Annotated in this window: 20 protein-coding genes; 6 read left to right on the top strand and 14 right to left on the bottom strand. The window is 71.1% G+C overall.

Annotation, left to right across the window (positions count from 1 at the left end; genetic code table 11):
- Window positions 1–48: 48 nt before the first annotated feature.
- Together OG858_RS17890 and OG858_RS17885 are read right to left on the bottom strand one after the other, a co-directional pair.
- The gene (locus tag OG858_RS17890; RefSeq protein ID WP_456243135.1) at window positions 49–1,803 is read right to left on the bottom strand and encodes a serine/threonine-protein kinase; all 1,755 of its coding nucleotides are present in this window, start codon (window positions 1,801–1,803) and stop codon (window positions 49–51) included.
- A gap of 463 nt (window positions 1,804–2,266) precedes the next feature.
- Window positions 2,267–3,310 carry a serine/threonine-protein kinase gene (locus OG858_RS17885; RefSeq protein ID WP_179201272.1) on the bottom strand — a complete coding sequence of 348 codons (1,044 nt, stop codon included), beginning with the start codon at window positions 3,308–3,310 and terminating at the stop codon, window positions 2,267–2,269.
- Between the two features lie 156 nt (window positions 3,311–3,466).
- Here OG858_RS17885 and OG858_RS17880 point away from each other — a divergent pair, with 156 nt between their 5' ends.
- The gene (locus OG858_RS17880) at window positions 3,467–6,349 is read left to right on the top strand and encodes a bifunctional glycosyltransferase/CDP-glycerol:glycerophosphate glycerophosphotransferase (RefSeq protein WP_328544719.1); all 2,883 of its coding nucleotides are present in this window, start codon (window positions 3,467–3,469) and stop codon (window positions 6,347–6,349) included.
- Window positions 6,346–7,464, top strand: a complete 1,119-nt coding sequence (locus OG858_RS17875; protein ID WP_086750914.1) for a glycosyltransferase — start codon at window positions 6,346–6,348, stop codon at window positions 7,462–7,464. The genes OG858_RS17880 and OG858_RS17875 overlap by 4 nt, the downstream gene beginning before the upstream one ends.
- A 196-nt stretch (window positions 7,465–7,660) precedes the next feature.
- Here the strand turns inward: OG858_RS17875 and tnpA are convergent, their stop codons facing one another.
- A complete protein-coding gene (gene tnpA / locus OG858_RS17870; RefSeq protein ID WP_319268117.1) occupies window positions 7,661–8,077 on the bottom strand; it encodes an IS200/IS605 family transposase in 417 nt (138 codons plus the stop codon).
- 25 nt (window positions 8,078–8,102) lie between these two features.
- Between tnpA and OG858_RS17865 the strand changes: the two genes are divergently transcribed.
- Window positions 8,103–9,326: an RNA-guided endonuclease InsQ/TnpB family protein gene (locus OG858_RS17865; RefSeq protein ID WP_319268120.1), complete on the top strand. Its 1,224-nt coding sequence runs from the start codon at window positions 8,103–8,105 to the stop codon at window positions 9,324–9,326.
- Window positions 9,327–9,383: 57 nt separating this feature from the next.
- Here OG858_RS17865 and OG858_RS17860 read toward each other — a convergent pair whose 3' ends face one another.
- Window positions 9,384–10,217 carry an ABC transporter ATP-binding protein gene (locus OG858_RS17860; RefSeq protein ID WP_408059478.1) on the bottom strand — a complete coding sequence of 278 codons (834 nt, stop codon included), beginning with the start codon at window positions 10,215–10,217 and terminating at the stop codon, window positions 9,384–9,386.
- Window positions 10,218–10,227: 10 nt separating this feature from the next.
- On the bottom strand, window positions 10,228–11,184 hold the full coding sequence (locus OG858_RS17855; RefSeq protein ID WP_319065005.1) for an ABC transporter permease: 957 nt from the start codon (window positions 11,182–11,184) through the stop codon (window positions 10,228–10,230).
- A gap of 210 nt (window positions 11,185–11,394) precedes the next feature.
- Between OG858_RS17855 and OG858_RS17850 the strand changes: the two genes are divergently transcribed.
- The gene (locus OG858_RS17850) at window positions 11,395–12,033 is read left to right on the top strand and encodes a TetR/AcrR family transcriptional regulator (protein WP_046708682.1); all 639 of its coding nucleotides are present in this window, start codon (window positions 11,395–11,397) and stop codon (window positions 12,031–12,033) included.
- Between the two features lie 104 nt (window positions 12,034–12,137).
- Window positions 12,138–12,656, top strand: coding sequence for a DUF6174 domain-containing protein (locus OG858_RS17845; protein ID WP_319065004.1), 519 nt, complete (start codon window positions 12,138–12,140; stop codon window positions 12,654–12,656).
- Window positions 12,657–13,102: 446 nt separating this feature from the next.
- On the opposite strand, the gene OG858_RS17840 is transcribed toward OG858_RS17845, so the two are convergent.
- The 7 genes from OG858_RS17840 to OG858_RS17810 form a co-directional block, all read right to left on the bottom strand.
- Entirely contained in the window at window positions 13,103–13,744 is a 642-nt protein-coding gene (locus tag OG858_RS17840) for a hypothetical protein (protein WP_319321656.1), read from the bottom strand.
- 63 nt (window positions 13,745–13,807) lie between these two features.
- Window positions 13,808–14,833 (bottom strand): hypothetical protein, encoded by a 1,026-nt coding sequence (locus OG858_RS17835; RefSeq protein WP_086747156.1) that lies wholly within the window; start codon window positions 14,831–14,833, stop codon window positions 13,808–13,810.
- On the bottom strand, window positions 14,830–17,226 hold the full coding sequence (locus OG858_RS17830; protein WP_319268131.1) for a hypothetical protein: 2,397 nt from the start codon (window positions 17,224–17,226) through the stop codon (window positions 14,830–14,832). The genes OG858_RS17835 and OG858_RS17830 overlap by 4 nt, the downstream gene beginning before the upstream one ends.
- Window positions 17,223–17,657, bottom strand: a complete 435-nt coding sequence (locus OG858_RS17825) for a DUF6507 family protein (protein WP_086752635.1) — start codon at window positions 17,655–17,657, stop codon at window positions 17,223–17,225. Before OG858_RS17825 ends, OG858_RS17830 begins: the two co-directional genes overlap by 4 nt.
- A 169-nt stretch (window positions 17,658–17,826) precedes the next feature.
- Window positions 17,827–18,798, bottom strand: coding sequence for a UDP-glucose 4-epimerase GalE (gene galE / locus OG858_RS17820; protein ID WP_328544720.1), 972 nt, complete (start codon window positions 18,796–18,798; stop codon window positions 17,827–17,829).
- A gap of 81 nt (window positions 18,799–18,879) precedes the next feature.
- Entirely contained in the window at window positions 18,880–20,472 is a 1,593-nt protein-coding gene (locus OG858_RS17815) for a glycosyltransferase family 2 protein (RefSeq protein WP_319268134.1), read from the bottom strand.
- A gap of 180 nt (window positions 20,473–20,652) precedes the next feature.
- Window positions 20,653–21,168, bottom strand: coding sequence for a MarR family winged helix-turn-helix transcriptional regulator (locus OG858_RS17810; RefSeq protein WP_086753491.1), 516 nt, complete (start codon window positions 21,166–21,168; stop codon window positions 20,653–20,655).
- A gap of 129 nt (window positions 21,169–21,297) precedes the next feature.
- On the opposite strand from OG858_RS17810, the gene OG858_RS17805 reads away from it, so the two are divergent.
- Complete coding sequence (locus OG858_RS17805; RefSeq protein ID WP_037703658.1) at window positions 21,298–21,711, top strand: organic hydroperoxide resistance protein; 414 nt, start codon at window positions 21,298–21,300, stop codon at window positions 21,709–21,711.
- Between the two features lie 123 nt (window positions 21,712–21,834).
- On the opposite strand, the gene OG858_RS17800 is transcribed toward OG858_RS17805, so the two are convergent.
- Together OG858_RS17800 and OG858_RS17795 are read right to left on the bottom strand one after the other, a co-directional pair.
- Complete coding sequence (locus OG858_RS17800) at window positions 21,835–23,586, bottom strand: hypothetical protein (protein ID WP_328544721.1); 1,752 nt, start codon at window positions 23,584–23,586, stop codon at window positions 21,835–21,837.
- A 39-nt stretch (window positions 23,587–23,625) separates the two neighbouring features.
- Window positions 23,626–24,894, bottom strand: a complete 1,269-nt coding sequence (locus OG858_RS17795) for a hypothetical protein (protein WP_327743947.1) — start codon at window positions 24,892–24,894, stop codon at window positions 23,626–23,628.
- Window positions 24,895–24,917 lie beyond the last annotated feature (23 nt).

Raw genomic sequence — 24,917 nt, 5'->3', positions numbered from 1 at the left:
GCGCCCCACGGCTGTGGGGCGCCCCCTTTCGTGTGCGTGCCGCCGGGGCTACTCGCCGCTCTTCTTCCAGAGCGTCAGCTTGCCCTCGACGCTCGGTACTTCCCAGCTGTACTCACCCGGGGTCAGCTTGGTGATCTCGTACAGGGCGAGGTTGCCGTCCTTGGTCACCGTGCAGAGGAGGGAGCCCTCGGGGATGATCCCGTCCTTGCCGAAGTCGTCGGGGCCCACGAGGGACGGCAGGGCGTCGGTGTCCGCACCCGTGCGGCACTGCTGGAGGGTGCGGCCCTTGCTCTTGCCCATCGTGGTCTCGAAGCTCCACTGGCCGTTCTGGATCGACATCTCCCGTGCCTCGTCCCTCATCTCGGCCTTGATGTCGATGCTCGGCCGGTCCAGGTCGATGTAGGTGTAGTTCTCGGCGGGCGTGCGCAGGACGAAGGACTGATTCTCGAAGGCCAGGGTGAACTTGGTGTCCGTGGACACCGTGGCGGACTCGGAGGGGTCGGCGACGTCCTGTCCGGCGCCACCGCCGCTTCCGTCGTCGTCGGTGGGAGCGGGGGCCGGGGTGCCCTTGTCCTTGCCCGTGCCGTCGCCCTTGCCGCTGCCCTTCGTGTCGCTCGCCTCGGTGCCGTCCTTGTCCCTTCCGTTCAGCACGTACACCGCGGCTGCCGCGCCCGAGCCGGCCACGAGGACGAGGGCCAGGGCGACGAGGGCCGCCTTCAGCCCTCGGCGGCTCTTCTTGGCCGGGGCGGGGGCCTGGCCCGCCCCGGGCTGCGGGGTGAGGTGGTAGGTGTCCGTCGCCGGCGGCGGGTAGCCGTAGCCGGGGGGCTGCGTCTGGGGCGGCGGGCCGAAGCCGGTGGCCTGGCCCGGCTGGGGCGCGCCCTGGGTGGTGCCCGGTGCGGTTCCCTGTGCCGCCGGGGCCGGGGCCGTGGTCGGTGGGGCGGCCGGAGGTGCGGCGGGCATCTCGGGTGCCGTCGGCTGCGGCGGGCTCTGGACCGACTGCTCGCGGCGGGCGATCTCGGCGGTGAGCGGTGCCGGGAGCCAGCCGGTGAAGTCGCCGAGGCCACGGCCCGCCGACTCCTGGCAGAGCGCGGCCAGTTCCTCGGTGCCGGCGCGGGCGGCCGGGTCGGCGGTCAGGCAGCGCTCCAGCAGGGGGCGCAACCGCTCGTCGTACCCGTCGAGTCTCGGCGGCCGCTGGGCGGTGTTGGCGATCTGCGCGGCGATGGTGATGGCGCCGCCGTCGCCGTACGGGTGGCGTCCGGTGGCCGCGACGGCGGCGATCAGACCGAGGGAGAAGACGTCGGTCGCCGGGGTGACCTGCTCGCCGAGGGCGTGCTCCGGCGACATGTACTGCGGGGTGCCGATCAGGCCGCCGGACTGGGTCAGGTGGGTGGCGTCGGCGGCGCGGGCGATGCCGAAGTCGATGACGAACGGACCCTGGGAGCCCAGCAGGATGTTGCTGGGCTTGAGGTCGCGGTGGATGACGCCGGCCGCGTGGATGGAGGCCAGGGCGCGGGCCGCGCAGCCGACCAGCTGGAACACGGCGGGCAGGGGGAGCGGGCCGAAGGCGACCAGGGCGTCGTGCAGGGGGATGCCCGCGATGAACGCCGAGGCCAGCCAGGGGAGTTCGCCGGTGGTGTCGTGGTCGACGACCGGGACGATGTGGTAGCCCTGCACGCGCCTGGCCGCCTGGACCTCCTGCTCGAAGCGGCGGCGGAAGTCGGCGTCCTGGCCGTACTCGCGGCGGATGACCTTCAGGGCGACGGGCTGACCGCCGCGGGTGTGGGACAGGTAGACCGTGCCCATGCCGCCCTCGCCGATGCGGGCCTGCAGGTGATAGCCGGCTGTCTCTCGCGGGTCCTGCGGTCCCAGCGGGCTCAGGATGTCGCCGGTGCTGGTGTTGATGGGAGCCTCCCCCGGTACGGTGCCGAACTCCCGTGCCGGTGCTGGGCACTTGGAGCGGTTCGAAGCTTATACGGCACTTATGACACTTGGGTCTGGTGTTGCGGTTCCGTGTGGCTGTGGGGGCGACGGGGTGGGGTGGCTGGAGTGCGTCGGCGGGTGCGGGTTCGGTGGGGGCTGGTCGCGCAGTTCCCCGCGCCCCTGAAAAGCAGGGGCTGCGCCCCGTGTTTTTCAGCCCAGCGGCCCGCTGTCCTCCAGCCCCGCTGTCCTCCAGGCCCGCCGTCTTCCAGGCCGGCGGGGCCTGGTCTTTCAGGGGCGCGGGGAACTGCGCGAGAAGCCCCACCGGACCCGCACCCGCCAACGCACCCTATGGCTCCCGGCGGACCCTGCGGCGCCACTCCTCGTCCCGCACGGTGATCGGGGCCGTCGACGGGAGTTGACGGGCCGTCGGCGCTTCCGAGAGCCGTGGGGCCGGCGTCGTCGGAGCCTCCGTCAGGGACAGGGTGCGGAAGGCTGTCTCGATGATCGTCACCGAGGTGGCGAAGGGGCCCGGCAGCCAGGAAGTGAAGTCGCGGACGTCCCGGCGGGCCGCGCCGGCGCAGTGCTCGGCCACGGCGGCGGCGGAGGGGCGGGACGCCGGGTCGGCGGTGAGGCAGCGGCGGACGACGTCGAGGAGGGGGCGGTCGACACCGTCCAGGGCGGGCGGGGCGACGTCGGTTGCGGCGATACGGGTCGCAATGGCCAGAGGGTTGCCGCGGCCGTACGGGTGGTGCCCGGTGGCGGCGACCGCCGCGATCAGGCCGAGCGCGAAGACGTCGGACGCGGAGGTGACCCGGCGGCCGAGGGCGTGCTCGGGGGACATGTAGCGCGGGGTGCCGATCAGGCGTCCGGCGGTGGTGAGGGTGGCCGCGCCCGCCGCCCGCGCGATGCCGAAGTCGAGCAGCCAGGGCCCGTCCGCCGCGAGCAGCAGGTTGGCGGGCTTGACGTCCCGGTGGATCACCCCGGCGGTGTGCACGGCGTCCAGCGCGTACGCGACGCAGGCCAGCAGCTGCAGGACGGTGGGGACGGGGAGCGGGCCGTGGGTCTCCAGGGCCTGGTCGAGCGGGACGCCCGGGACGTAGTGGGTGGCGAGCCAGGGCCGCTCCGCACCGGCGTCGTGGTCGACGATCGGCACCAGGTGGTAGCCGGAGACGCGGCGCCCGGCGGCCACCTCGCGGGCGAAGCGCTCACGGAAGGCGGGACTGACGGCGTACTCCGGGCGGACCAGCTTCAGCGCGACCGGCTGGCCGCCCCGGCTGCGGGAGAGATAGACGGTACCCATGCCGCCCTCACCGATCCGGGCGTACAGCGGATACCCGGCGATCTCCCGCGGATCCTCCACCCGCAGCGGCTCAGGCACCACCCCGCGCATCGACCGCCCCCTCCGCTCACGCCTGTCTCCGGAGCGTATCGCGGGACGGCCGCGGTGGTGGCGGATGAGGCAACCCGTGCACCCGCGCGGACATCTACCCAAGTGGCCCTCAACCGCACCACGGTCTATAGAGGGTAGGAGAAGCAGTGAAACGGGATGAATGGGGTGAGCGCGGACGTGGACCAGCGACCCGCGATGTCCGTCGTCGTGATCGTCTACAACGACGAGGCCAGGCTGCCCACGGCCGTCCGCTCGGTGCTGGAGCAGACGCTTAGGAGCGTCGAGGTCGTGATCGTCGACGACCACAGCACGGACGGCTCGTACGAGGTGGCCGCCCGCCTCGCCGTCGAGCACCCGGGCCGCGTACGGGCGTACCGGCTCCCCAAGAACAGCGGTGGCTGCGGCGCGCCCCGCAACCAGGGCATCCGTGAGACCCGCGGCGAGTACGTCCTCTTCCTCGACAGCGACGACGTCCTGGAGCGCAACGCCTGCCGGAACCTGCTGGAGGCCGCCGAGACCACCGGCGCCGACCTCGTCTCCGGCCTCTGCGTCCGGGTCCACGTGGACACGCGCACACGGAAGGAGGTCAAGTGGTACCCGTGGCTGTACACCCGCACCCGTACCCTCGACTCGATCTCCGAGCTGCCCGACCTGCTGGTCTACGACACCCTGTCCACCAACAAGTGCTACCGCCGGGACTTCCTGGTCGACAACGGCCTGCTGTTCCCCGTCGGCATCCACTACGAGGACCTCTTCTTCTCCGCCCAGGCGTACGCCGCCGCCCGCCGCATCACCCTGATCCCCAACCGGGTCTACGACTGGAACGTCGTCCAGAATTCCGGGAAGGCCGAGGCCTCGATCAGCAACCGGCGGGCCGAGATCGCCAACTTCGCGCACCGCATGGAGATCCACCGCCGGGTGGACCGGCTCCTCGCCGACAAGGGCATGGAGGAGCTGAAGTTCCACAAGGACGTCAAGTTCCTCAAGCACGACCTGGTGCTGCACCTGCGTGACCTGCCCTTCCGGGACGCGGCCTACCGCCGGGAGTTCGCGGAGCTGGCCCGCGCCTATCTCGCGTCGGTCGACCCGTCCGCGTACGACGAGGTCGAGCCCATCCACGCCATCTGCGCCTACCTGCTGCGGATGAGCGACTGGGACAACCTGCTGCCCGCCGTGGACACGCTCACCAACCGGGACAAGGTCTCCGCACCGCTCGCCGAACGCGACGGCCGGATCTACTGGTGCGCCGATCACCTGGACTCCCCCGGAGAGGAAGGGGAGTTCGCGCGCCGCGTCCTGGACGTCACGGAACTCGGCTACCACGCCCGCCCGGTCGGGAAGCTGTTCCTGCGCGACGAGCTGACGCGGTACGAGGAGACGGGCAGCGGCGGCGTCCGGCTCGCCGGGCGCGTCACCAACCCCCTCGGGATCATCCCGCCCGGCGCCCGGCTCACCGCCGAGCTGGAGTTCTACGCCCGCCGTCCCGGCGTGCGCTTTTGGACCTACCGGGTGCCGGTGGCGACCGTCGGGCACGACGGCCCGTACGTCACCTGGCAGGCCACCGCGGACATCTCGAAGACGCTCCGTCCGCTCGGCATCGTGGACGCGGTCTGGGACGTCCGTCTTCACCTGGACGTCGACGGCGAACGCACCACCAGCCGGCTCACGGCCGCCGAACCGGGCCTGGCCACCGGCGCGCTGCCGGTCCGCCCGCGCCTTACGCGACTGGTCGCCGACCGGGTCGAGCCGCAGGTCTCCGCCCGCGGCCACCTCGCGTTCCGGCTGGTCCCCGACAAGAAGGCCACCGTCCTCGTCACCCGGGGGCTCCGTGGCACGCCCGGCCGGCTCGCCAAGTCGGGCTATCGCAGGGCGAGGACGCTACGCAAGAGGGCAGCCTCCGGAGACAGCAAGATCCGTCTCTACCATGAGGTCTTCCGGCGCATGCCGATGCGCCGGCGCCTGGTGGTGTTCGAGAGCCATCTCGGCCGGCAGTACAGCGACAGCCCGCGGGCGATCTACGAGGAGATGCGCCGCCAGGGCCTCGACTTCGAGGCGGTGTGGTCGTACACGGGCCGCCCGGAGGGTTTCCCCGCCGACGCCACCCTCGTCCGCCGCTGGTCACTGCCGTATCTGCGGGCGCTGGCCCGCGCCGAGTTCTGGATCGACAACCAGAGCTTCCCGCTGAAGCTGACCAAGCGCCCCGGCACGACCTACATCCAGACCTGGCACGGCTCCGCGCTCAAGCGCATGGGATTCGACGAGCCCGGCTGGAAGCTCAAGAGCCGCGCCGAGCAGGCCGAACAGCAGCGCACCCTCGACCGCTTCGACCACTTCCTGATCCGCTCCGAGCACGACGTCCGCACCCTGGCGAAGGCCTTCCGGCTGCGGGAGAAGGTGCTGCTGAGGGTCGGCTATCCGCGCAACGACGCGCTCGTGCGGGCGAGAGGAGCGGCCGAACGCCCATCGCTCGCAGCGGAGTTGGGCATCCCTGCGGACAGGAGGATCCTCCTCTACGCCCCCACTTTCCGGCACCAGGGACAGCGCCGCTTCACGCTCCCCTTCGACGTGGAGCGCTTCGCCGAGTCGTTCGGCGACGAGTACGTCCTCCTCGTCCGCGCCCACTACCTCAACCACGTCGTGCTCCCGCCGTCGGTCCGGGGCCGGGTCATCGACGTCTCGGCCCACCACGACGTGACCCCCGTTCTCGCCCTCGCGGACGCGCTGATCACGGACTACTCGTCGGTGATGTTCGACTACGCGCTGCTGGACCGCCCGATGCTCTTCTTCACCCACGACTACGAGGAGTACGTGCACGAGGGCCGCGGCACCTACTTCGACCTGCCGGAACGGGCGCCCGGCCCGATCGTGCGCACCGAGGACGAGCTGCACTCCGTCCTGCGGTCGATGTCGCTGGACGAGCAGACGCTCAAGTACGCCGCCGCGCGGGAGCGGTTCACGGCCGCCTTCGGCGAGTACGACAAGGGGACGGCGGCCCAGAGCGTCGTCGACCAGTTCTTCTCCGAGTGGAGGCACAAGTGACCGGGCGGGACGAGGCAGGAGCGAGGGGGCCGCGGGACGTCTTCCTGGTGTCCAACAGCGTGGACGAGATGGGCGGCGTGACCAGCTGGTCCCATCACCTGGCCCGTCTCCTCACCGAGCGCGGCCACCGCGTCCACGTCATCGGGATCACCACCCCCGAGGACCCCCACGACCTCGGCGAACTCCCGTACTCCACCACCAGGTTGTACGACGGTCAGCCGCCGGGACCCGGTCGGGCGCGGGACGCGAGCATGCGGGACAGGGCCGCCGTGCTGAGCGGTCTCTTCCGGGCGGCGCGCCCCGGCGGGGTCGTCGTCGTGACCCAGGTGTGGGCGATGGAGTGGGTGAAGCTCGCCGACACCGCCGGTCTGACCGTCATCGGGATGAGCCACGAGTCCTTCGAGACGGCACGGCGCTCCTCGCGCTTCCATCGGGTGCTGAAGCACTACCGGGACGTCGACCGCATGCTCGTCCTCACCCGTGAGGACGCCGACCTGTGGATCGGCGAGGGCCTCAACAACGCCTCGTACCTGCCCAACGCCGTGCCCTGGGTGCCGGAAGTGCCCTCGCCGCGCACCGGGAAGGCCGTCGTCAGCATCGGCCGGCTCAGCGACGAGAAGGGCGTCGACATGCTCCTCGACACCTGGGCCGAGGTGGCCCCCCGCCACCCCGACTGGACCCTGCTCGTCCACGGCTCCGGCGAGGACGAGGAACTGCTCAGGAAGCAGTGCACGGCACTGGGCCTCGACGACTCGGTGTCCTGGATGGGCCGTACGAACGACGTGCCGGGCGCCCTGCGCGGCGGCTCGGTGTTCGCCCTCACGTCCCGGGGCGAAGGCTTCCCCCTCGCCCTGATGGAGGCCATGGCGATGGGCGTGCCCTGCGTCGCCTTCGACTGCGCCCCCGGTGTCCACGAGATAGTCCGCGACGGCGAGGACGGCCTCCTCGTCGCCCCCGGCAACACCGGCGAACTGGCCCGCAAGCTGGACCTGTTGATGACCGACAAGAGTCTGCGGGACCGGATGGGCGACAGGGCGAGGGAGAACATCCGGCGGTACGGGACGGAGGAGATCGTGGACAGGTGGGAGGCTCTGTTCGCCTTCCTGGAGAGGTAGGCCTGCCTCCCGCGCCGTCCCCGGTGCTACCGGGATTCATTCGCAGTGCCTCGGCGTTCACGCCGGGGGTGAAGCGAATCTGACGATGGCGACGCGGAGCGTCGCCGCGTCTGTTCCGGCGGAGCCGGAGATGGCACATGCGTCACTCATGGCGCGAAGCGTCATGACGGCCCGCCGCGGCGGAGCCGGGCTGTGCTCACACCGGCCGGTTCTGCTGCTCGATGTACTGCCTGACCACGGAGAGCGGGGCGCCGCCGACGGTGCCGGCGAAGTAGGAGCCCGACCACAGCTTGTTGGCCCGCCAGTAGTGGCGTACGAGGTCGGGGAACTCCTGGCGCAGGCGGCGCGAGGAGACACCCTTGAGGGAGTTGACCAGTTTGGTCACGGCGACCTTGGGCGGGAAGTTCACCAGCAGGTGGACGTGGCTGTCCTCGCCGTTGAACTCCACCAGTTCGCACTCGAAGTCCGTACACACCGACCGCATGATCTCCTCCATGCGCGTCAGATGAACATCGGCGAACACCTTGTGTCGAAACTTGGTTACGAAGACCAAGTGAACGTGCATCACGAAAGCACAGTGCCTACCAGTTCTGATCCTCTGCATCTCACCCATAACCCAAGTATGTAGCGTGGCCGTCATGCAGCTCCGGTACGCCTTCAGGCTGTACCCGGACACCGGCCAGCAGAGGGCGTTGGCGAAGGCGTTCGGGTGCGCCCGCGTCGTGTTCAACGACGCCGTGTACGCCCGCGAGAGCGCCCGCAGGGCCGGGAAGCCGTTTCCGAAGATCGGCGAGCTGTCCACACGGCTGATCACCCAGGCGAAGCAGACCGTGGAGCGGTCCTGGCTCGGCGAGGTCTCCGCGGTCGTCCTGCAGCAGTCCCTGCGCGACGCCGAGACCGCCTACAGCAACTTCTTCGCCTCCCTCAAGGGGACCCGTAAGGGGCCCAGGACCGGCCCGCCGCGGTTCAAGGCCCGCAAGGACACCCGCCAGTCGATCCGGTTCACCGCGAACGCCCGCTGGAAAATCACCGGCAGCGGACGGCTGAACCTGCCGAAGATCGGGGCGGTGAAGGTGAAGTGGTCCCGCACTCTGCCCACCACCCCCACCTCGGTCACCGTGGTCAAGGACTCCGCCGGGCGGTACTTCGCCTCGTTCGTCATCGACACCGACCCCGCCGCCGACGCAGCCCGGATGCCCGACACCGACGAGACCATCGGCATCGACCTGGGCCTGACGCACTTCGCCGTGCTCTCCGACGGCACGAAGATCGACTCCCCGCGGTTCCTGCGCCGCGCGGAGAAGAAACTGAAGAAGGCCCAGCGGGAACTGTCCCGCAAGCAGAAAGGTTCGAAGAACCGCGAAAAAGCCCGGCTGAAGGTCGCCCGCGCCCACGCCGAGGTCACCGACGCACGCCACGAGTTCCACCACCAGCTCTCCACCCGGCTGATCTCCGAGAACCAAGGGATCGCCGTGGAGGACCTGTCGGTGACAGGACTGGCACGCACCCGGCTGGCCAAGTCCGTGCACGACGCCGGCTGGGCCTCATTCGTGAACATGCTGGAGTACAAAGCGCAACGGTACGGACGGACCCTGATCAAGATCGGCCGGTTCGAGCCGACGAGTCAGACCTGCTCCACCTGCGGCGTCAAGGACGGACCCAAACCCCTCAACGTCCGAAAATGGGCCTGTGCCGCCTGCGGCACCGTCCACGACCGGGACCACAATGCCGCACTCAACGTGAAGACGGCCGCCGGACTGGCGGTAACAGCCTGCGGAGCGCCGGTAAGACCAGAACTCGTTCTGGCACAGCGCGAAGAAACAGGAAGCCACGGAATCCCGACCGGAAACCGTGCCGCGTAGCGGCACAGGTTTCGGTCGAGAAGGCCGGAATCCTCGGGCTTCAGCCCGAGGAGCAAGTCAATTCTTCCCGCCGGTGAACTTCTCGTACTCCTTCAACACCTCGTTCGTAGGTCCGTCCAGACGGAGTTCCCCCCGCTCAAGCCACAGCACCCGGTCGCACGTGTCCCGGATCGACTTGTTGTTGTGGCTGACGAGGAAGACCGTGCCGGCGTGCTTCCGCAGCTCACGGATCCGCGCCTCGGACCGCTTCTGGAAGGAGCGGTCACCTGTGGCCAGGGCCTCGTCGATCAGCAGCACGTCGTGGTCCTTGGCGGCGGCGATGGAGAACCGCAGCCGCGCCGCCATTCCGGAGGAGTACGTGCGCATGGGGAGCGTGATGAAGTCGCCCTTCTCGTTGATGCCCGAGAAGTCGACGATCTCCTCGTACCGCTCCTTCACCTGTTCCCGGGACATCCCCATGGCGAGCCCGCCGAGGTGGACGTTCCGCTCACCCGTGAGGTCGTTCATCAGGGCCGCGTTGACGCCGAGCAGGGACGGCTGGCCGTCGGTGTAGATACGGCCGTTCTCGACGGGGAGCAGCCCGGCGACGGCCTTGAGGAGGGTCGACTTGCCGGAGCCGTTGGTGCCGATGAGCCCGATGGCCTCGCCCCGGTACGCGGTGAAGGACACGTTCCGTACGGCGTGCACCGTGCGCACACCGGCCGCCTTCTCGGACTTCTTCCGCCGCAGGATGCGGTTGAGCGCGGCGGTGGCGGTGCCGCGCCCGGCACCGGTGCCGTTGACGCGGTAGACGATGTCGACGCCGTCGACGACGACGGTGGGGACGAGTTCGGCGGGAACGTCCGGGGCCGCCTCCTGGCGCGCGCCCGGAACGGTGGAGGTGGGGGTGATGGTGTCGATGTCAGCCACGGCCGTACGTCTCCTCAGCCTTCCAGAAGTAGATGAACCCGCCGACGCCCGCGAGGAGCGCCCAGCCCGCGGCGATCGCCCAGACGTGCGGCGGCAGTTGGCTCCCGTGGAAGCTGTCGATCAGCGCGAACCGCATGAGGTCGATGTAGACGGCGGCCGGGTTGCACTCCAGCAGCAGATGGACGAAGGCCGGGATGTTCCGGTCGTCGAGCATGTGGTCGATGCTGAACATCACGCCCGACGTGTACATCCAGGTACGCAGCACGAACGGCATCAGCTGCGAGATGTCGGGGGTCTTCGCGCCGATCCGCGCCATCACCATCGCGACCCCGGCGTTGAACACGAACTGAAGCGTCAGCGCGGGGACGATCAGCAGCCATGACAGGGCGACCGGCACCCCGAACGCCAGCAGGATCACGACCAGCGCGGCCATGGAGAACAGCAGCTGCTGGAGCTGCTGCAGGCAGTACGACAGGGGCAGCGAGGCCCGGGGGAAGTGCAGGGCCCGGACCAGGCCGAGGCTGCCGGATATGGCCCGGGTGCCCGCCATGATCGAGCTCTGGGTGAAGGTCCACACGAACACGCCGGTCACGAGGAACGGGACGTAGTCCGGCACGCCCTTCTTGGTGCCCATGAGCAGACCGAAGATCAGGTAGTAGACCGCCGCGTTGAGCAGCGGGTTCGCGATCTGCCAGACCTGGCCCAGCTTCGCCTGGCTGTACTGCGCGGTCAGCTTCGCCGTGGCGAAGGCGGTGATGAAGTGCCGCCTGGCCCACAGCTGCCGTACGTACGCGCCGAGGGAGGGGCGGGCCCCGCTGACGCTGAGGCCGTACCGCTCGGCGAGCTGGGCCGGGGTCTCGGCGGGGGCGCCCGGGGCGGCGGGGACGGCCGGGGCGGCCTGGGGGTCGGCCGCCGTGGGGGGTGGCGGTGTGTGGAGGACCTGGCTCACATCCGCTGCTTTCGCTAGTGGGGGCGTCCCGCGTGCCGGGCTGTCCGACTGTGTCGCTGCCGGGCGGTTCGACTGCCGGCGTCTCATGCTTCTTACGCCGCCCTTGCCCTGCTCTTACGTCGGGACGGGACCGTATCGTCGCAACGTGAGGGTAAGCCGATTCGACGTCGGAACGCAACCGTTTCGTCGTCACGCCCTATGCTGTGGGGCATGACGACGAACGCCGACCCCTCCGAAGCGCAGCCGCCGCCACGGCCGCGCCGCCGGGCCCCCGCCGGGGCGGCCGTGCTCCGGGAGGACGTGACCGAGGCGATCCGGGCGGCGGTCTTCGGGGAACTGGCGGCCGTCGGCTACGCCAGGATGTCCATCGAGGGGATCGCGCGCCGCGCGGGCGTCGGCAAGACGGCGGTGTACCGGCGCTGGCGCTCCAAACTGCACCTGGTGCTGGACCTCGTCTCGGCGGTGGCCGTCCAGGGCCTGCCGATGCCGGACACGGGCTCGTTGGAGGGCGACCTCCGTCTCCTCTACGAGGTCACGTCCCGCGCCCTGCGCCACCCGGTCGCCGGCCAGATCATCCCCGACCTCCAGGCCGAGGCCGCCCGTAACCCGGAGATCGCCGAGGCCATGCAGAAGGCGCTGCGGGAGGGCCAGCAGAGCGTGGCCACCGGGATCCTCGCGGCCGCGGTCGCGAGGGGCGAGGTCCGGCAGGGCGTGGACGAGGACCTGGCCCTGGACGTGATCTCCGGGCCGCTGTACTGGCGGTCGGTGGTCGTGCGGGCGCCGAAGCTGCCGAAGGGGTATCTGGAGAGTCTGACTCGGGCTACGGCAGCGGCGTTGCGGGCGTTGTAGGGGCGTCGGTGCGGGGCGGCACCGGGGGCGGGGATTGTGAATGAACCGAACGTTCCGGAGGCGGGCGGCGTCATAGTCACCAACCGCTCAGGAATGGGGTCGCCGTGACTGTCGTACGCTTCCGTGCTCGTTCCGTGTTCTTAGCCGCCGCGCTGATCGCGGGGACGGTGGGGGCGAGTGCCGCCTGTGACGGCGAGACGTCTCCCGAATCGACCGGGAAGGCCTCGGCGAAGGGCACCACGGCACAGAACAAGATCACGTGGCACGAGCCCGCCTCGTACGTCTACACACTCACGTCGACGTCGCAGGTCCTGGCGGGGACCTTCCGCGTGACGGTCCGGGACGGAAAGGTGGCCGAGGCCGTCGGCCTCGACGACGACAGTCGGTGGATGGTGGAGCAGGGACCTGATCGGATCCCCAAGATCGGCGAACTGCTGGACCGGCTGGAGAAGGCCTGGGACGAGCAGGCGGACACGGCGGAGGTGGAGTACGCCCCCGACGGGCGTCCCTCGCGGATCACCCTGGACCAGGACGAGAACGCGATCGACGACGAGGCCGAGTACGTCATCAGCGGCTACGAACCGGGCGATGACCGAGGGCCGTCATACCGAGGATCGTTATGACCGAGGGCCGTCATGACCGAGGGCTGTCATACCGAGGGCCGTCAGGCCCCTGGGTCATGACCGTGGTCACGGCCTAGCGGCGGAAGCGCGCGATGACGTCGGGAGGTTGGAGCCCGCCGTGTTCGACAAGCGTTCCCCGGCGGGGGATGGCCATCCGCGTGTCGGCCGTGGCTTCGCCGGATCCCGGCCACCACCTCCGCACATCTCACCGGCGTGGTCGGCTTGGGGGGGAGGGGGGGAAGCACGCCGAGAACGCCCCTTCGGGGGCCCGAACTCGAAGGACACGACGAGCACGTCGCCCACGGCCGACCCGGGGACCGCGACGAAGGACCGCTGCGGGTCGACGGGCACCGGGGGAGGGGTGAGCCCCCGGTGCACGGCCGGCCGCGCGCCGCGTACATCGGCGACGCGGGGCACGGCGGCGTGCCTGGGTCAGAGAAGGGCGGTCAGAGAAGGTCGGTCAGGTCGGGGCCGCGGCCGGCGATCACGTCCGGGGCTTTGATGCCGTGACCCTCGGCGGAGCCGAAGTACGTCGGCTCGCCGGGCTCGGCGGGGACGCCCAGCAGCGCGTCGAGGGACCGGAGGGCTGCCGTGAGGCGTGGGGCGTTCTGTCGCTCGATGTCCGGATGCGGCTCGCCCCGGAAGTCGAACGGGCCCCAGATGTCGTGGAAGACGGCCAGTTCCGCCCAGATCCCGGGTGCGTCGGGGGCTACCGTCAGCTCGACCAGCCGGTGTTCCCCGCGCTTCTCGCCCGTCGCGTCGAGCCAGGTCCCGGCGCCCATGACGAGGATGCTCCCCACCGACGCGTCGGGGAAGCCGGCGGGACGGCTCCGCTCGACGCGTGAGGGTACGTCCTCGTCGTCGATCGGCCCCTGGAGCGACATGCGGGTGATGAGCCCGGTGCCGCCGCTGCCGTACACGAACCAGTCCCCTTCGAGGCTGTCGGGTACGAGCAGCTCGTGCTCGCGCAGCACGGCGGACATCCGGGCCGCCACGGACAGCGCGGATCTCAGGCCGGCGGGCACGAAGCCATCGAGTTCCCATGTCCATGACGCGCACGTGCTGCGGGAGCGGAGGAGCGTTGACATCACTCACCACCGTCACTCACCACCGTCACTCACCACCGTGACTCAGTACCGTCCCGTGACGGTTCAGTCGCCGTGCCCGGCGAGTTCGCGCAGGTCGTCCAGCGGGAGGGAGCGGGGCTCGGCAGTCGGGGGGATGTGGCCGGCGACCGGGTCGGCGGGCGTGCGGGCGCAGGCGGTGAGAGCCTCGGTCGGGGTCAGGCCGTGCTCGTACGACTCGTGCAGGCGGTCGAGCCAGACGAGGCCTGCCTTGCGGGCCTCTTCCCCGGCCGCCTCGCGGGGCTCGAAGCTGGCGGCGGCGTCCGCGTCCGAGGCCCAGAGGTAGCCGAGGACGCCGCCGTGGTCGGCGACGACCGGGACGTACCGGACCTGCCCGGCCCTGGACCGCTTGTAGCCCACGGAGTCGAAGACGGGTCCGTGCCGGAAGACCTCGGTGCGCCTCGGGATCTCGAAACGGGACCACACGTCGGAGGGGGAGCCGTCCGGTTCGAAGAAGTTGTCGACGCCCGTCTCGGTCGGCCTGCCGAAGTACGTCGGGTCGTCCGGGTCGATCTCCGCGTCCAGCACCTCGGACAGGTCGCGCAGCGCTGCGGCCAGCCGTGGGTAGTTCGCGGCGTGGACGCCGGCCTGAGGGCGCCCCTCCAGGTCGTACGGCATCCAGGCGTCCGAGAAGGTCCTGAGGTCGGCGGTGACGTAGTCCAGGAAGGCCGAGGCACCGAGCACGAACAGCCGCTCCTCGTGGGTCTCGCCGTCCGCGTCGGGGGCCCGCACGACGCCATGGCAGACGATGTCGGCGTACACGGCACCGATCTCGCCGGGGCGCAGCTCCCCCTCGATCCGGGCAGTCAGTGTCCGGACCGTGTCGGCGGCGGACGGCACCTCGCCGAGCGGGAGGTCGCCCTCGAAGAGGCGGTTGTCCGAGCCGCCCGCCTCGTGGACGGACACATGGACCGTCGGAGCGCCGACGGCCAGCCGGTGCCGCGCGAGAACGGAATACGCGCCGAGCAGGGCCTGGAGGCACTCCGTGACATCACTTCCGTTCTCGGTGTCGCGTCCCCAGGTCCAGCGGGCGACAGGGGTGCTGGCGATCACAGTGCTGCCTCCGGCATGAACGTACCGTCGGGCGGGATCCGCATGACCCCGTCCTCGACACGGATGATGAACTGCACGTTGGTCTTCCCGTACACCTCGGTGAGCCGCTGTGCCGTCCTCATGGCCGCATGGTCGGCCATCGTGCCTTTCGTGTCGACCACGAAAGTCTTGAAGTCGGCACCGGACTGCGCCAACTGCTGCATGTTGTCGAAGATCTTCTTGACGGTCCTCTTGGGGTTCGCGACTTCCTTGAACTGGTAGCCGTGGACGTTGCCGGCCGCGTCCCGGGCCATGACGTCCAGGTCCGTGCCCTCGCCGGTCCTGACTCCGGGCTTGATGTCGAAGCCGCCCTTGACCTCGAAGGAGATGTCGCGGACGCCGCTCTCGTACAGCCGGTTGCCCAAGCGCAACTGCTCGATGCCACCGGACATCTTGTCCGCATGGGCCAGGCTGGAGACCGTCTGGTCGAAACCCGTGGCGCCGTCGAAACGGCCGGACGCGATGGTCTCGGCGATCTCCCGGCCGGCGGGATGACCGGCCAGGTTGTCCAGCACCCGCTCCAGGTCGCCGGGCTTGACCTTCGTCCCCCGCATCTCCTGACGGACCCGGTCCTCCAGCTGACCGCCGCGCTCGAACGGCTGAGGGTCGCCGTCCTGCCGCTCCCAGCCGCCGGGGTCGTTCGCCCCGTCGTCGGCGGCACCCGTGCCGCCGCCCGGCGGATCCTGCGGAGGCCCACCACCCGGGCCGTCGCCGCCACCGGGGCTGTCGGTACCGCCGCTGCCGGGTCCGTCGGTCCCGCCGCCCGGCGTCTCGCCACGACCGCCACCGCCCGGCGTCTCATGACTCCCGGCCGGCCCCCGGCCCAGGTCATCGGCGCGGCCACCCGGCAGGTTGTCACCGCGCCCGCCCGGCAGATTGTCCGTACGCCCGCCCGGCAGGCCGTCGTCCCCGACCCGCCCCACAGCCGTACCGCCGTCGCCCACCTTCGCCCCGGCCCCCACCAACTCCGGCTCGGACCGCGACACATCGACGCCCCGCTCCGCCGCCGTGCCCTCGTGCTTGATGCCGTCAAGGGACTCCCGGACCGTGCCGTCGGCGTTGTGCACGAGCAGGGTGTCGGTGTCGAGGTAGACGACCTCGCCCTTGGGCGTCTCCATGCGGACGCTGTTCTCGGGGGTCAGGCCGGCCGGCAGATCGTCCGTGATGTTGGGCGCGTCGGCGATCCGGTACGTGCCCTCGCCGAGCTTGATGTGCGTGCCGTCGGTGATGCCGCGCAGGCTCGCCATGACGTCGCTGATCTTCACCGCCGTCGCGCCGACGCCCTTGGTGATGTACGTCATCGGGTCGACGATCCTGCCGGCCTTGCCCGCGAAGGAGATGGCCTTGGCGATGGCGCCCGCCTTGCCGGCGCCGGAGACCGCTCCACCCGCGCCGCCCGTGAAGATCGTGGTCACGACGTTGAAGGTCACCGCCCCGGCCGCCCGGGCCGGGTTCTTGCCCCACTCGTCGTAGGCGATCAGCGCCTTGCCGGTCTCCACGACGGCCGTACGGGAGTCGCGCAGCCAGGAGGGCAGCTTGTCGTCGGGAGCCAGCCAGTACGCCGTGCCCACCACCGGTACGGCGGTGATGAGGATGCCCGTGGCGAGCTTGCCGAGGCCGACCCAGGCCTGGCCCGCCGCGTCCCAGCCGTTGAAGCCCACCAGTGTGCCGAGGCCCTTGATCGTGCCCCACACGCCGTCGACGACGAAGCCGACCGCGAAGTCCCAGACGTGCTCGTGGACGTAGTACCAGGGGTTGGACTCCTCGACCGGGTCGCCCCAGGGCAGACCGCCGGCGTTGTTGAGGTCCTCGCCCCGGTAGCCGTACATGTTCTCTTTGTCCGAGCCGTCGTTGACGACGAGCGCCTCGCCGCCGACCAGCGCGACGATCTTGTTGTAGCAGTCGCGTTCGGCGGCCTGGAAGGCCGCGTACGCGGCGTTGATGTCCGAGCGGCGGTTGTTGTTCTCCTCGACGAGGTCGCCGTCGGCCCGCCACTCGTCGTCGCCCTCGATCTTGTTGCGGAAGGCGATCGCGTCCTGGCGGAGCTGGTCGAACTTCTGCTTGAGGGGGCCGACGGCCGCGGCGTACGTGTCCAGCGCGGAGGCCACGGTCTCCAGTTCCGTGGCGAACTCCTCGCCCTTGGCCGCCACCGGCGCGGTCGTCGCGAACAGCGCTTCCGCCTCGGGCGCCTTGTAGTACGCGGAGAGGCCGCCGAAGCGGGTGTGGATCGCCGAGCCCGAGTCCTTCAGGGAGGTGCCGGCCGAGCGGACGCCCGCGATGTTCTGGTCGAGCAGCTCCAGGTTGCCGGTGAACTCGGGGACCTCCTCCGGGATGACGGGGATGTCGTCGCTCACTTCGGCCCCTGCCCCCCGTTGCCGTCGACACCCGGCGGGGGAGGGACCACCGTCGCCTTGAGGGCGTTGGCCTGCTGCACGGCGGCCATGTCCAGGTCGCCCGTGACATAGGCGTTGGTGGCCTTGGCCGCGCCCTGTACGGAGTCGATGGTCCGCTGCGCCATGTACGCCAGCTTCTGCTGCCGCTCCTGCAGGTACTTGCTCAGCGCCGCCGCGACCGGGCCGACCGGCACGCGCGGGGTGCCCGTGGCCACCGGCCCGATCATGGGCCCGTTGAACTGCCCGCCCGGCACGGCCGTACCGGCCGACTCCGCCGCGCTCGCCATGTTCGACACCAGCGAGTTGGCGGCCTTCTCCAGACCGCCCGCCGCCTCACCGGTCGAGTTCAGCGTGGTCTGCACGTTGATCGGATCGATGTCCCATGCCGGCATCGTCGCTACCCCCGTAACGCCCCTGTCGGATACGTCGTACGTCGCTTGCTCGTTGTACTTCTCGTTGTACTACTCGGAGTACTTCTCGTACTCGTTGTTCGCTTCCCTCAGTACACACGCGCAAACGGCACCGAACAGTTCCCGCGATGCGTCAATCCCGTCACATCCCTTACCTGGCCGGGTGGTTCAGCGCCCAGCCCGCCCACGCCGACGAGATCATGTCCTGGACGCCGTACCGCGCCTTCCAGCCCAGCTCGGCCGCGATCCGGTCCGCCGAGGCGACGACGCGCGCGGGGTCGCCGGGCCGCCGGTCGACGACCACGGGTGGCAGGTCGTGGCCGGTGAGCGTGTTGATGCGGTCGATCATCTCGCGCACGGAGACGCCGTCCCCGCGCCCGATGTTGAGGGTGAGGTCCGTGCCCGGCGTCTCGCGCAGCCGCCGCGCGGTCGCCACGTGGGCCTCCGCGAGGTCGACGACGTGGATGTAGTCCCGGACGCAGGTCCCGTCGGGGGTCGGGTAGTCGGCGCCGAAGATCCGTGGCGGGGCGCCCTCGGAGAGCTTCTCGAAGGCCATGGGGACGAGGTTGAAGACGCCGGTGTCGGCGAGTTCGGGGGTCGCTGCCCCCGCCACGTTGAAGTAGCGGAGGGAGGCCGTCGACAGGCCGGTCGCCCGGCCCGTGGCCCGTACCAGCCACTCTCCGACCAGCTTGGTCTCGCCGTACGGGCTCATCGGCAGGCATGGCGTCTCCTCGGTGACGAGGTCCACGTCGGGCATGCCGTACACGGCGGCGGAGGACGAGAAGACGAAGGACGTGACCCCGGCGTCCGTGACGGCCGACAGCAGGGTGCGCAGGCCCTCGACGTTCTCCCGGTAGTAGTGCAGCGGCCGTTCGACGGACTCGCCGACCTGCTTCTTCGCCGCGAGGTGGACGACGCCGGTGACGCCACGGTCCCGGATCACCCGGGCCAGCCGCTCACCGTCGAGGGTGGAGCCGATCTCCAACGGCACGCCCTCGGGGACCCGTTCGGCGACCCCTGTGGACAGGTCGTCGTAGACGACGGTCTCCTCGCCCGCGTCGATCATCGCGCGCACCACGTGCGCCCCGATGTATCCGGCGCCACCGGTGATCAGCCAGGTCATGGACGACCGTCCCCTCGTAGTCATGGCGATGCCATGGTGATGATGGTCATGGCGATGATGCAGGTGCAATCAGGTCGGCCTTCAGTGAAGCAGGCGTTTGAGGCGACGGCGTACGACTTCGGTCAAGCCTCGCCAACCGGGCGCGAGCCGTATCGCGAGCGCCCCCGCGTGGGTGGCGTACGGCTGTACGAGGAGCACTCCGTGGCGTGTGCTCGGCAGTGCGCTCCGGCGCAGCAGCCCGGCGCCCGCGAGGGCGTGCGCGGTGGTCTCCCGGTGGCCGCCGTCCGCGAAGCGCAGCCGCAGCCGGAGGTCCCAGGTCCCGCTGCCCAGCGCGGCCAGGTCCAGCGGGACTTCGGCCGTCCAGCTGTCGAAGTCCGGCTCGGCCACGAGGGAGGCCGAGCCGGTGAACCCCACCCGCCCGTCCTCCCGCTCGCTGAACTCCACCTCCACGCTTTGCGGCCCCGCCTCCGCCATCCGCCCGTACAGCTCGTGCAGCCGCAGTCGGAGCACCGTCCCCCGCGCGCGTGGCCGCAGTTCCGCGTCGACGGCGGCGGGCAGCAGGTGCACGGGGCGGACGAGGAGGTGGTCCAGCTCCACCTGGGGCAGGTCGGCGGACCAGACGGGGGAGCCGTCGCCCGCGCGCGCGTAGGGCGGGGCCAGCCGCGCAGGGCGGGCCGCGATCTCCTTCAGGCGGGCCAGGTCGCGTGGTTCCTCGGCGGCGAGGATCACGCGGGCGACGACCCGGCCCGGCGCGGGCGCCGACACGAAGTCGCCCTCGTCGAAGGAGGCCAGGTGCGCGCGCGTCAGGGCCCACCACTCACGCCGGTACTCCGTGCCGCGCAGGTCCAGCTCGCGCGCGTACATCCGCAGCGAGTGGTCGAGGAAGCGCGTCCGTGTGGCCCGCGCGAGCTGCTTCTCGCCTGCGCCCAGCAGGATGTCGTACGACAGGCGGTCGGCCTGTGTCCGGGCCCGCCAGTTGGCGATGCCGGAGCGGTCGAGGGAGATGGACAGCCGGGCCGCCGAGCGGCGCACGTTCCAGACGTACACCGGCTCGGGGACGAGTGCGACACGCGGTGCGGCGGCCAGCACGCGCGCGCCGAACACGAAGTCCTCGTACGGGAAGCGGCCCTCGGGGAAGCGGATCGCGCGATCGCGCAGAAAGGAGGTGCGGTAGAGCTTGTTGACGCAGAGGGTGTCGTGCACGAGGCGCACGCGCTGGGACGGTTGCTGCACCAGCGTGCGCCGGGCGTACAGCTCGGGCTGCCAGGGGGTCTCCCGGCCGGACGGCAGCTCCCTGCGCACGCACAGCCCCGACGCGACCGGCGCGTCGTACTCCAGGGCGGCGCCCAGCAGCGCGTCCACCGCACCGGGCGGCAGCGTGTCGTCGCTGTCCAGGAACATCACGTACGGCGCGGTCACGGCGTCCAGCCCGTCGTTGCGCGGGGTGCCACAGCCGCCGCTGTTGGACCGGCGCCGCAGCACCCGCAGGCGGGGCTCGTCCTCGGCCAGCCGCTCCAGCAGCTCCCCGCTGCCGTCCGTCGAACAGTCGTCGACCGCGATCACCTCACGGACCGCCGGCCCCTGGGCGAGCGCCGAGCGCACGGCGTCCGCCACGTGGGCGGCGTCGTCGTACCCGATGACGACGACGGAGACCTGCGCCTGCTGAAGAGCCATGTTGCCCCGCACCTGTGAGAGGTATGTGTGCAATCTTCCCTTAAGGGCGGCTTCGCGGCCCCGTGGGGAAGATGGTGCGCGGGAGGTCGGGGTTCCGTTCGGGGTTGTGGGATTCCGTCGGTGCGCCCGGGTGGCTGGATCCGGCCGAACGGCTCGGATCGATCGCCGGGCGGGGTGAGGCTAGGCCGTCGGCTCCTCCAGGGCCGCCTCGTCCAGCGCGGCCGTCAGGCGGTCCAGGCGGTCACGCAGCTCGCGGATCTCGTCGATGTCGAAGGTCGTCGCGGAGACGATCCGGCGCGGCACGGCCAGCGCGCGCTCCCGCAGGGCGGTGCCCTCCCGGGTCGGCCGCACCACCACCGACCGCTCGTCGCGGGCGCTGCGCTCACGCCGTACGAGACCGGCCGCCTCCAGGCGCTTGAGCAGCGGCGAGAGGGTTCCGGAGTCGAGTCGCAGATGCTCGCCCAGCTTCTTCACGGGCAGCTCGCCCTGCTCCCACAGCACCAGCATCACCAGGTACTGCGGATAGGTGATCCCCAGGTCCTTCAGGACCACGCGGTAGACGCTGTTGAAGGCGCGCGAGGCGGCGTGCAGGGAGAAGCAGATCTGCCGGTCGAGACGGAGGAAGTCCTCCTCGGAGACCTGCCCGGAGACCTCCTCGGAGATCCCCTCGGGCATGGGGGCGGCACTCGTGGTCATGGGTCCAGGGTAACTCCTGTCCGCCATTTAGTTGTAGGCAATTGAATTGTGTGCTCTACTTGAGTCCATGAACGGCGGTCGGACCGGACCGCCGGACGTGACATGACCTGTGAAAGGGATGGTTCTCCCATGGACGCGCTCTACACCGCTGTCGCCACCGCCACCCACGGCCGCGATGGTCGCGCCGTCAGCAACGACGGCAAGCTCGACCTCGACCTGGCCCTCCCGGTGGAGCTGGGCGGCAACGGCCAGGGCACCAACCCCGAGCAGCTCTTCGCCGCCGGCTACTCCGCCTGTTTCGCCAGCGCCCTCGGCCTCGTCGGCCGCGCCGCCAAGGTCGACGTCAGTGACGCCGCCGTGACCGCCGAGGTCGGCATAGGCAAGCAGGGCGAGGGCTTCGCCCTGAAGGTGACCCTCCGTGTCGAACTCCCCGACACCGTCGACGAGGCCACCGGCCGCAAGCTCGTCGAGCAGGCCCACCAGGTCTGCCCCTACTCCAACGCCACCCGCAACAACATCCCGGTCGAGCTGGTCGTCGAGTAGTTCCGGCGGTCCGGGAGGGCCAAGGCCCGCACTTCGGCGGCGCTGTATCAGTACGCGGCTCCGCCGCGCCGGCGCGACAGGACCCCGCCGGCCGTCACCTCGCGGATCGCTCCGAACCACCCCCTACGGAGCGATCCGCGCCAGCACTTCCCCGGTCTCGGGACTCCAGTCCACGACCACCGCCTCCTCCGGCACCTTGCGTCGGCGAGTCAGCAGCAGCCACTTCGCCTGATACCTCCGCGCGACCCGCGCACGCCCCGCGCGCGAGGACGCGGGATCCAGATACGCCCGGACATCCGCGTACCGCCGCACCCGCTCCGTCTCCTCCAGCGCGGGATCGGGCCAGGCCGGTGCCACCAGGTTCACCCCGTGTCCCGCGAGCGCACGCCCCGCGTAGTACCCGTCGGTGATCAGTACCTCTCCCGTCCGCACCTGCCGCGCCGCCCACTCGTACGAAGGCCACCGCGGCGGCTGCTCGAAGCCGACGGGGTCGAGCGCGGCCGGTACGACCGCCCCGGCGTGCACCGTGAGAAACCCCGCGCACGCCCCCGCGGCCGCCGCACCCCCCAGCGCGCGCCGTGCCCACCCCCACGGCCGGGGCGCCGCCAGCTCCACCGCCAGGGCGAACTGCGCGACCACGGCCGCGAGCACCGGCACCGGGCCGTACGCGTGGTGCCCGTCGGCCCAGCCGTACGCCACCGCCAGGCACTCCGCCGTGAACATCAGCACCAGCGGATCCCTGGGGGACCGGCGTCCCCGCGCCCACAGCGCCGGCAGCCCGAGCAGCGTCGGCCAGAGATACCCGGCCATGTCCTCGTGGCGGAGCAGGTGGATGCCGTCCACGACCGGGCCTCCGGCCGGCGACAGGACGTCGTGGTAGGGCCACGGGACCGCGACCGCCAGGGCGGCCGCTCCCGTCAGCGCCCAGCGCCCCACCAGCGGGCCCCGCCACCCGCGCTGCCAGGCCGCCACGATCGCCAGGGCACCGGCCGCCGAAGCCGCGGCCGTGATCGGATGGACCAGCAGGATCAGCCCGTACAGCGCGCCGAGCCCGGCGTACGCCCCCGCGCCGCCGAGGCCGCTTGGCCCGACGTACCGCACCCGCCGCTCGCACCCGCCGCCCCGCGCGCGTGCCCCCGTCCAGGCCCACGCCCAGAACGTCAGCCCGATGGCGAACGACGACGGATGGCCGAGGTCCGTCGTCATCGACATCAGCCCGAGGCCGCCGCTCCACGGGACCCGCTCGGGGCCCCACAGCAACGTCAGGAACAGCAGTGCGAGGACCGGCGCCCACGGCCGGGGCGTCAGCACGCGCACGAAACGGCCGATCCCGGTGAGCAGTACCAGCAGGTTCACCGGCCCGGCGAGCTTCAGCAGAGACCAGCCGCTCAGTCCGGTCAGCCGCGCGAGGACGCCTTGGGCGACGGCGTACGGGGAGTAGTACGGGCTGCCCGCGCCCGGCAGGGCGGCGGTCGGGTGGGCCGGGTTCAGCAGGTCCCAGCGGAGCCGTTCGACGACCGCCGCGTGCAGACCGGCGTCGCAGCACAGCGGCACCCGCCAGTACGCCAGCGTCATCACCAGCCAGAACAGCCCGCCCACGACGAGATACGGGGTCGGCCGCCGGGTCAGCCAGGTACGGCCGCCGCGCAGGGCGGTGGCCCCGAGCGCGATACGCGGGCGGCACCGACCGGGAGCACCGCCGGCGTCCAGAGAGCCGGAACCGGCACCGGAACCGGCTTCCGCACCGGAACCGGCTTCCGCACCGGAACCGGCTTCCGCACCGGAACCGGCTTCCGCACCGGATTCGGCATCCGCACCGGAACCGGAACCGGATTCGGCACCGGAACTGTGATCGGCCTGGGCTGTATGGGGCATTTGCCGTGTATTCCCTGTATTGATATATGGGTCAACGGCTCAGCTCGCGGTCACCACATCGAGTGAGCTTCGGGGTGCCGTGACACGCTCCAGCAGCAGGGGCAGCCCCAGTACCGGCAGCAGCCACGCCACCACGATCAGCCGGTCGCCCCAGATGGTGATGTCCGGGTGCCCGGCCTGGTTGAGGATCCCCGTGAACGCGCCCGCGAGCACGAACCACCCGAACACCGGCCGCTGCCGCAGCGCACCCCACGCGCCCGCCACCAGCGCGGCCGGGAGCAACGGCTGGGTCAGCTGCCGACGCCCCCACTCCACCCAGAAGTCGAACTCCAGACCCAGGAACTCCGGCCACGGCCGGGCCCGGTCGGGGCGGGTGAAGTGGTCGGTGAGCAGGTCCTGAAGGCTCTCGGTGGACGTCGGGTAGTGCAGCAGCCCGGCGAGCGCCGGCGTGCACACCACCGCGCCCGCCGACACCGCCCCGACCGCCCGCACCCACGGCTCGACCGGCCCGCGCCCCTCTCGTGCACCACCGCGTGCGCGCCGCACGGCGACCACCGCGCACGCCCCCACCAGACACACCCCGAGGAACAGCGCCTGCGAGTGCTTCACCGTGAACAGCGCCGACAGGGCACCGCCCACCAGCAGCACCCCCGCCCGCACCCGCCCCTCCGCCGCCAGCGCGCACCCCCACAGTGCCGCAAGCGTCAGGGCCAGCAACAGCCCCTCGGTCATGGGCCGCATGGCTGTCGCGCCGCACGGGAGGACGTAGTAGAGGGCCTGGCCGGTGAGGGCGACGGGGGTGGGGGCGCGGACGGCGCGCAGGACGAGGAAGGCCAGTACGCCCCCGGTCGCCGCGATCAGTACGCTCGCCAGCCACACGCCCCACACGACTCCGAACACCGCGACGAACGGCGCCAGCAGCACCGGATACCCGGGCCGCACCTCGAAGATCCGCTGGAACCGCTCCGAGGTGAAGGGAGCGATGTGGCCGCCGGTCTGCCCGGCCGCCAGGCGCCGGTCCACCTTCCGCCACAGTTCCCGGCGGCACTCCTCGGCGACCCGCGCGGCCGGGCTCGGCGCACGCAGCCGCACCACGTCCACACGCTGGTTCCGCTCGGCCGTCGCCGCCCGGCTCCCGCAGTAGTGGTCGATGGTCCCGGCCGCCGACTCCCGCATGCTCGCGCCGCCCAGACTGAGGGCGTACGACACGTAGTTCCTGGTGTCGGGGGTGGCGCGCCCGGTGACGCTCGCGAACTGGAGCAGCGCGAAACCGGCGGCGAGCAGCAGCACCCACGCGCGCGCCCTCATGACCGTGCCCTCATGACCGTGCC

It is taken from the genome of Streptomyces europaeiscabiei (assembly GCF_036346855.1).
Lineage (GTDB): Bacteria > Actinomycetota > Actinomycetes > Streptomycetales > Streptomycetaceae > Streptomyces > Streptomyces europaeiscabiei.
This window is presented reverse-complemented; position numbering and strand designations above follow the sequence as displayed.

What these genes read in the sequence shown, in the direction of transcription:
- OG858_RS17880 (WP_328544719.1), top strand. Translation starts at nt 3,467, where the DNA reads ATGAATGGGGTGAGCGCGGACGTGGACCAGCGACCCGCGATGTCCGTC.
- OG858_RS17840 (WP_319321656.1), bottom strand. Translation starts at nt 13,744, where the DNA reads ATGTCAACGCTCCTCCGCTCCCGCAGCACGTGCGCGTCATGGACATGG.
- OG858_RS17825 (WP_086752635.1), bottom strand. Translation starts at nt 17,657, where the DNA reads ATGCCGGCATGGGACATCGATCCGATCAACGTGCAGACCACGCTGAAC.
- OG858_RS17800 (WP_328544721.1), bottom strand. Translation starts at nt 23,586, where the DNA reads ATGCCCCATACAGCCCAGGCCGATCACAGTTCCGGTGCCGAATCCGGT.
- OG858_RS17810 (WP_086753491.1), bottom strand. Translation starts at nt 21,168, where the DNA reads ATGACCACGAGTGCCGCCCCCATGCCCGAGGGGATCTCCGAGGAGGTC.
- OG858_RS17865 (WP_319268120.1), top strand. Translation starts at nt 8,103, where the DNA reads ATGCAGCTCCGGTACGCCTTCAGGCTGTACCCGGACACCGGCCAGCAG.
- OG858_RS17795 (WP_327743947.1), bottom strand. Translation starts at nt 24,894, where the DNA reads ATGAGGGCGCGCGCGTGGGTGCTGCTGCTCGCCGCCGGTTTCGCGCTG.
- OG858_RS17885 (WP_179201272.1), bottom strand. Translation starts at nt 3,310, where the DNA reads ATGCGCGGGGTGGTGCCTGAGCCGCTGCGGGTGGAGGATCCGCGGGAG.
- tnpA (WP_319268117.1), bottom strand. Translation starts at nt 8,077, where the DNA reads ATGGGTGAGATGCAGAGGATCAGAACTGGTAGGCACTGTGCTTTCGTG.
- OG858_RS17850 (WP_046708682.1), top strand. Translation starts at nt 11,395, where the DNA reads ATGACGACGAACGCCGACCCCTCCGAAGCGCAGCCGCCGCCACGGCCG.
- OG858_RS17815 (WP_319268134.1), bottom strand. Translation starts at nt 20,472, where the DNA reads ATGGCTCTTCAGCAGGCGCAGGTCTCCGTCGTCGTCATCGGGTACGAC.
- OG858_RS17890 (WP_456243135.1), bottom strand. Translation starts at nt 1,803, where the DNA reads ATGGGCACGGTCTACCTGTCCCACACCCGCGGCGGTCAGCCCGTCGCC.
- OG858_RS17805 (WP_037703658.1), top strand. Translation starts at nt 21,298, where the DNA reads ATGGACGCGCTCTACACCGCTGTCGCCACCGCCACCCACGGCCGCGAT.
- galE (WP_328544720.1), bottom strand. Translation starts at nt 18,798, where the DNA reads ATGACCTGGCTGATCACCGGTGGCGCCGGATACATCGGGGCGCACGTG.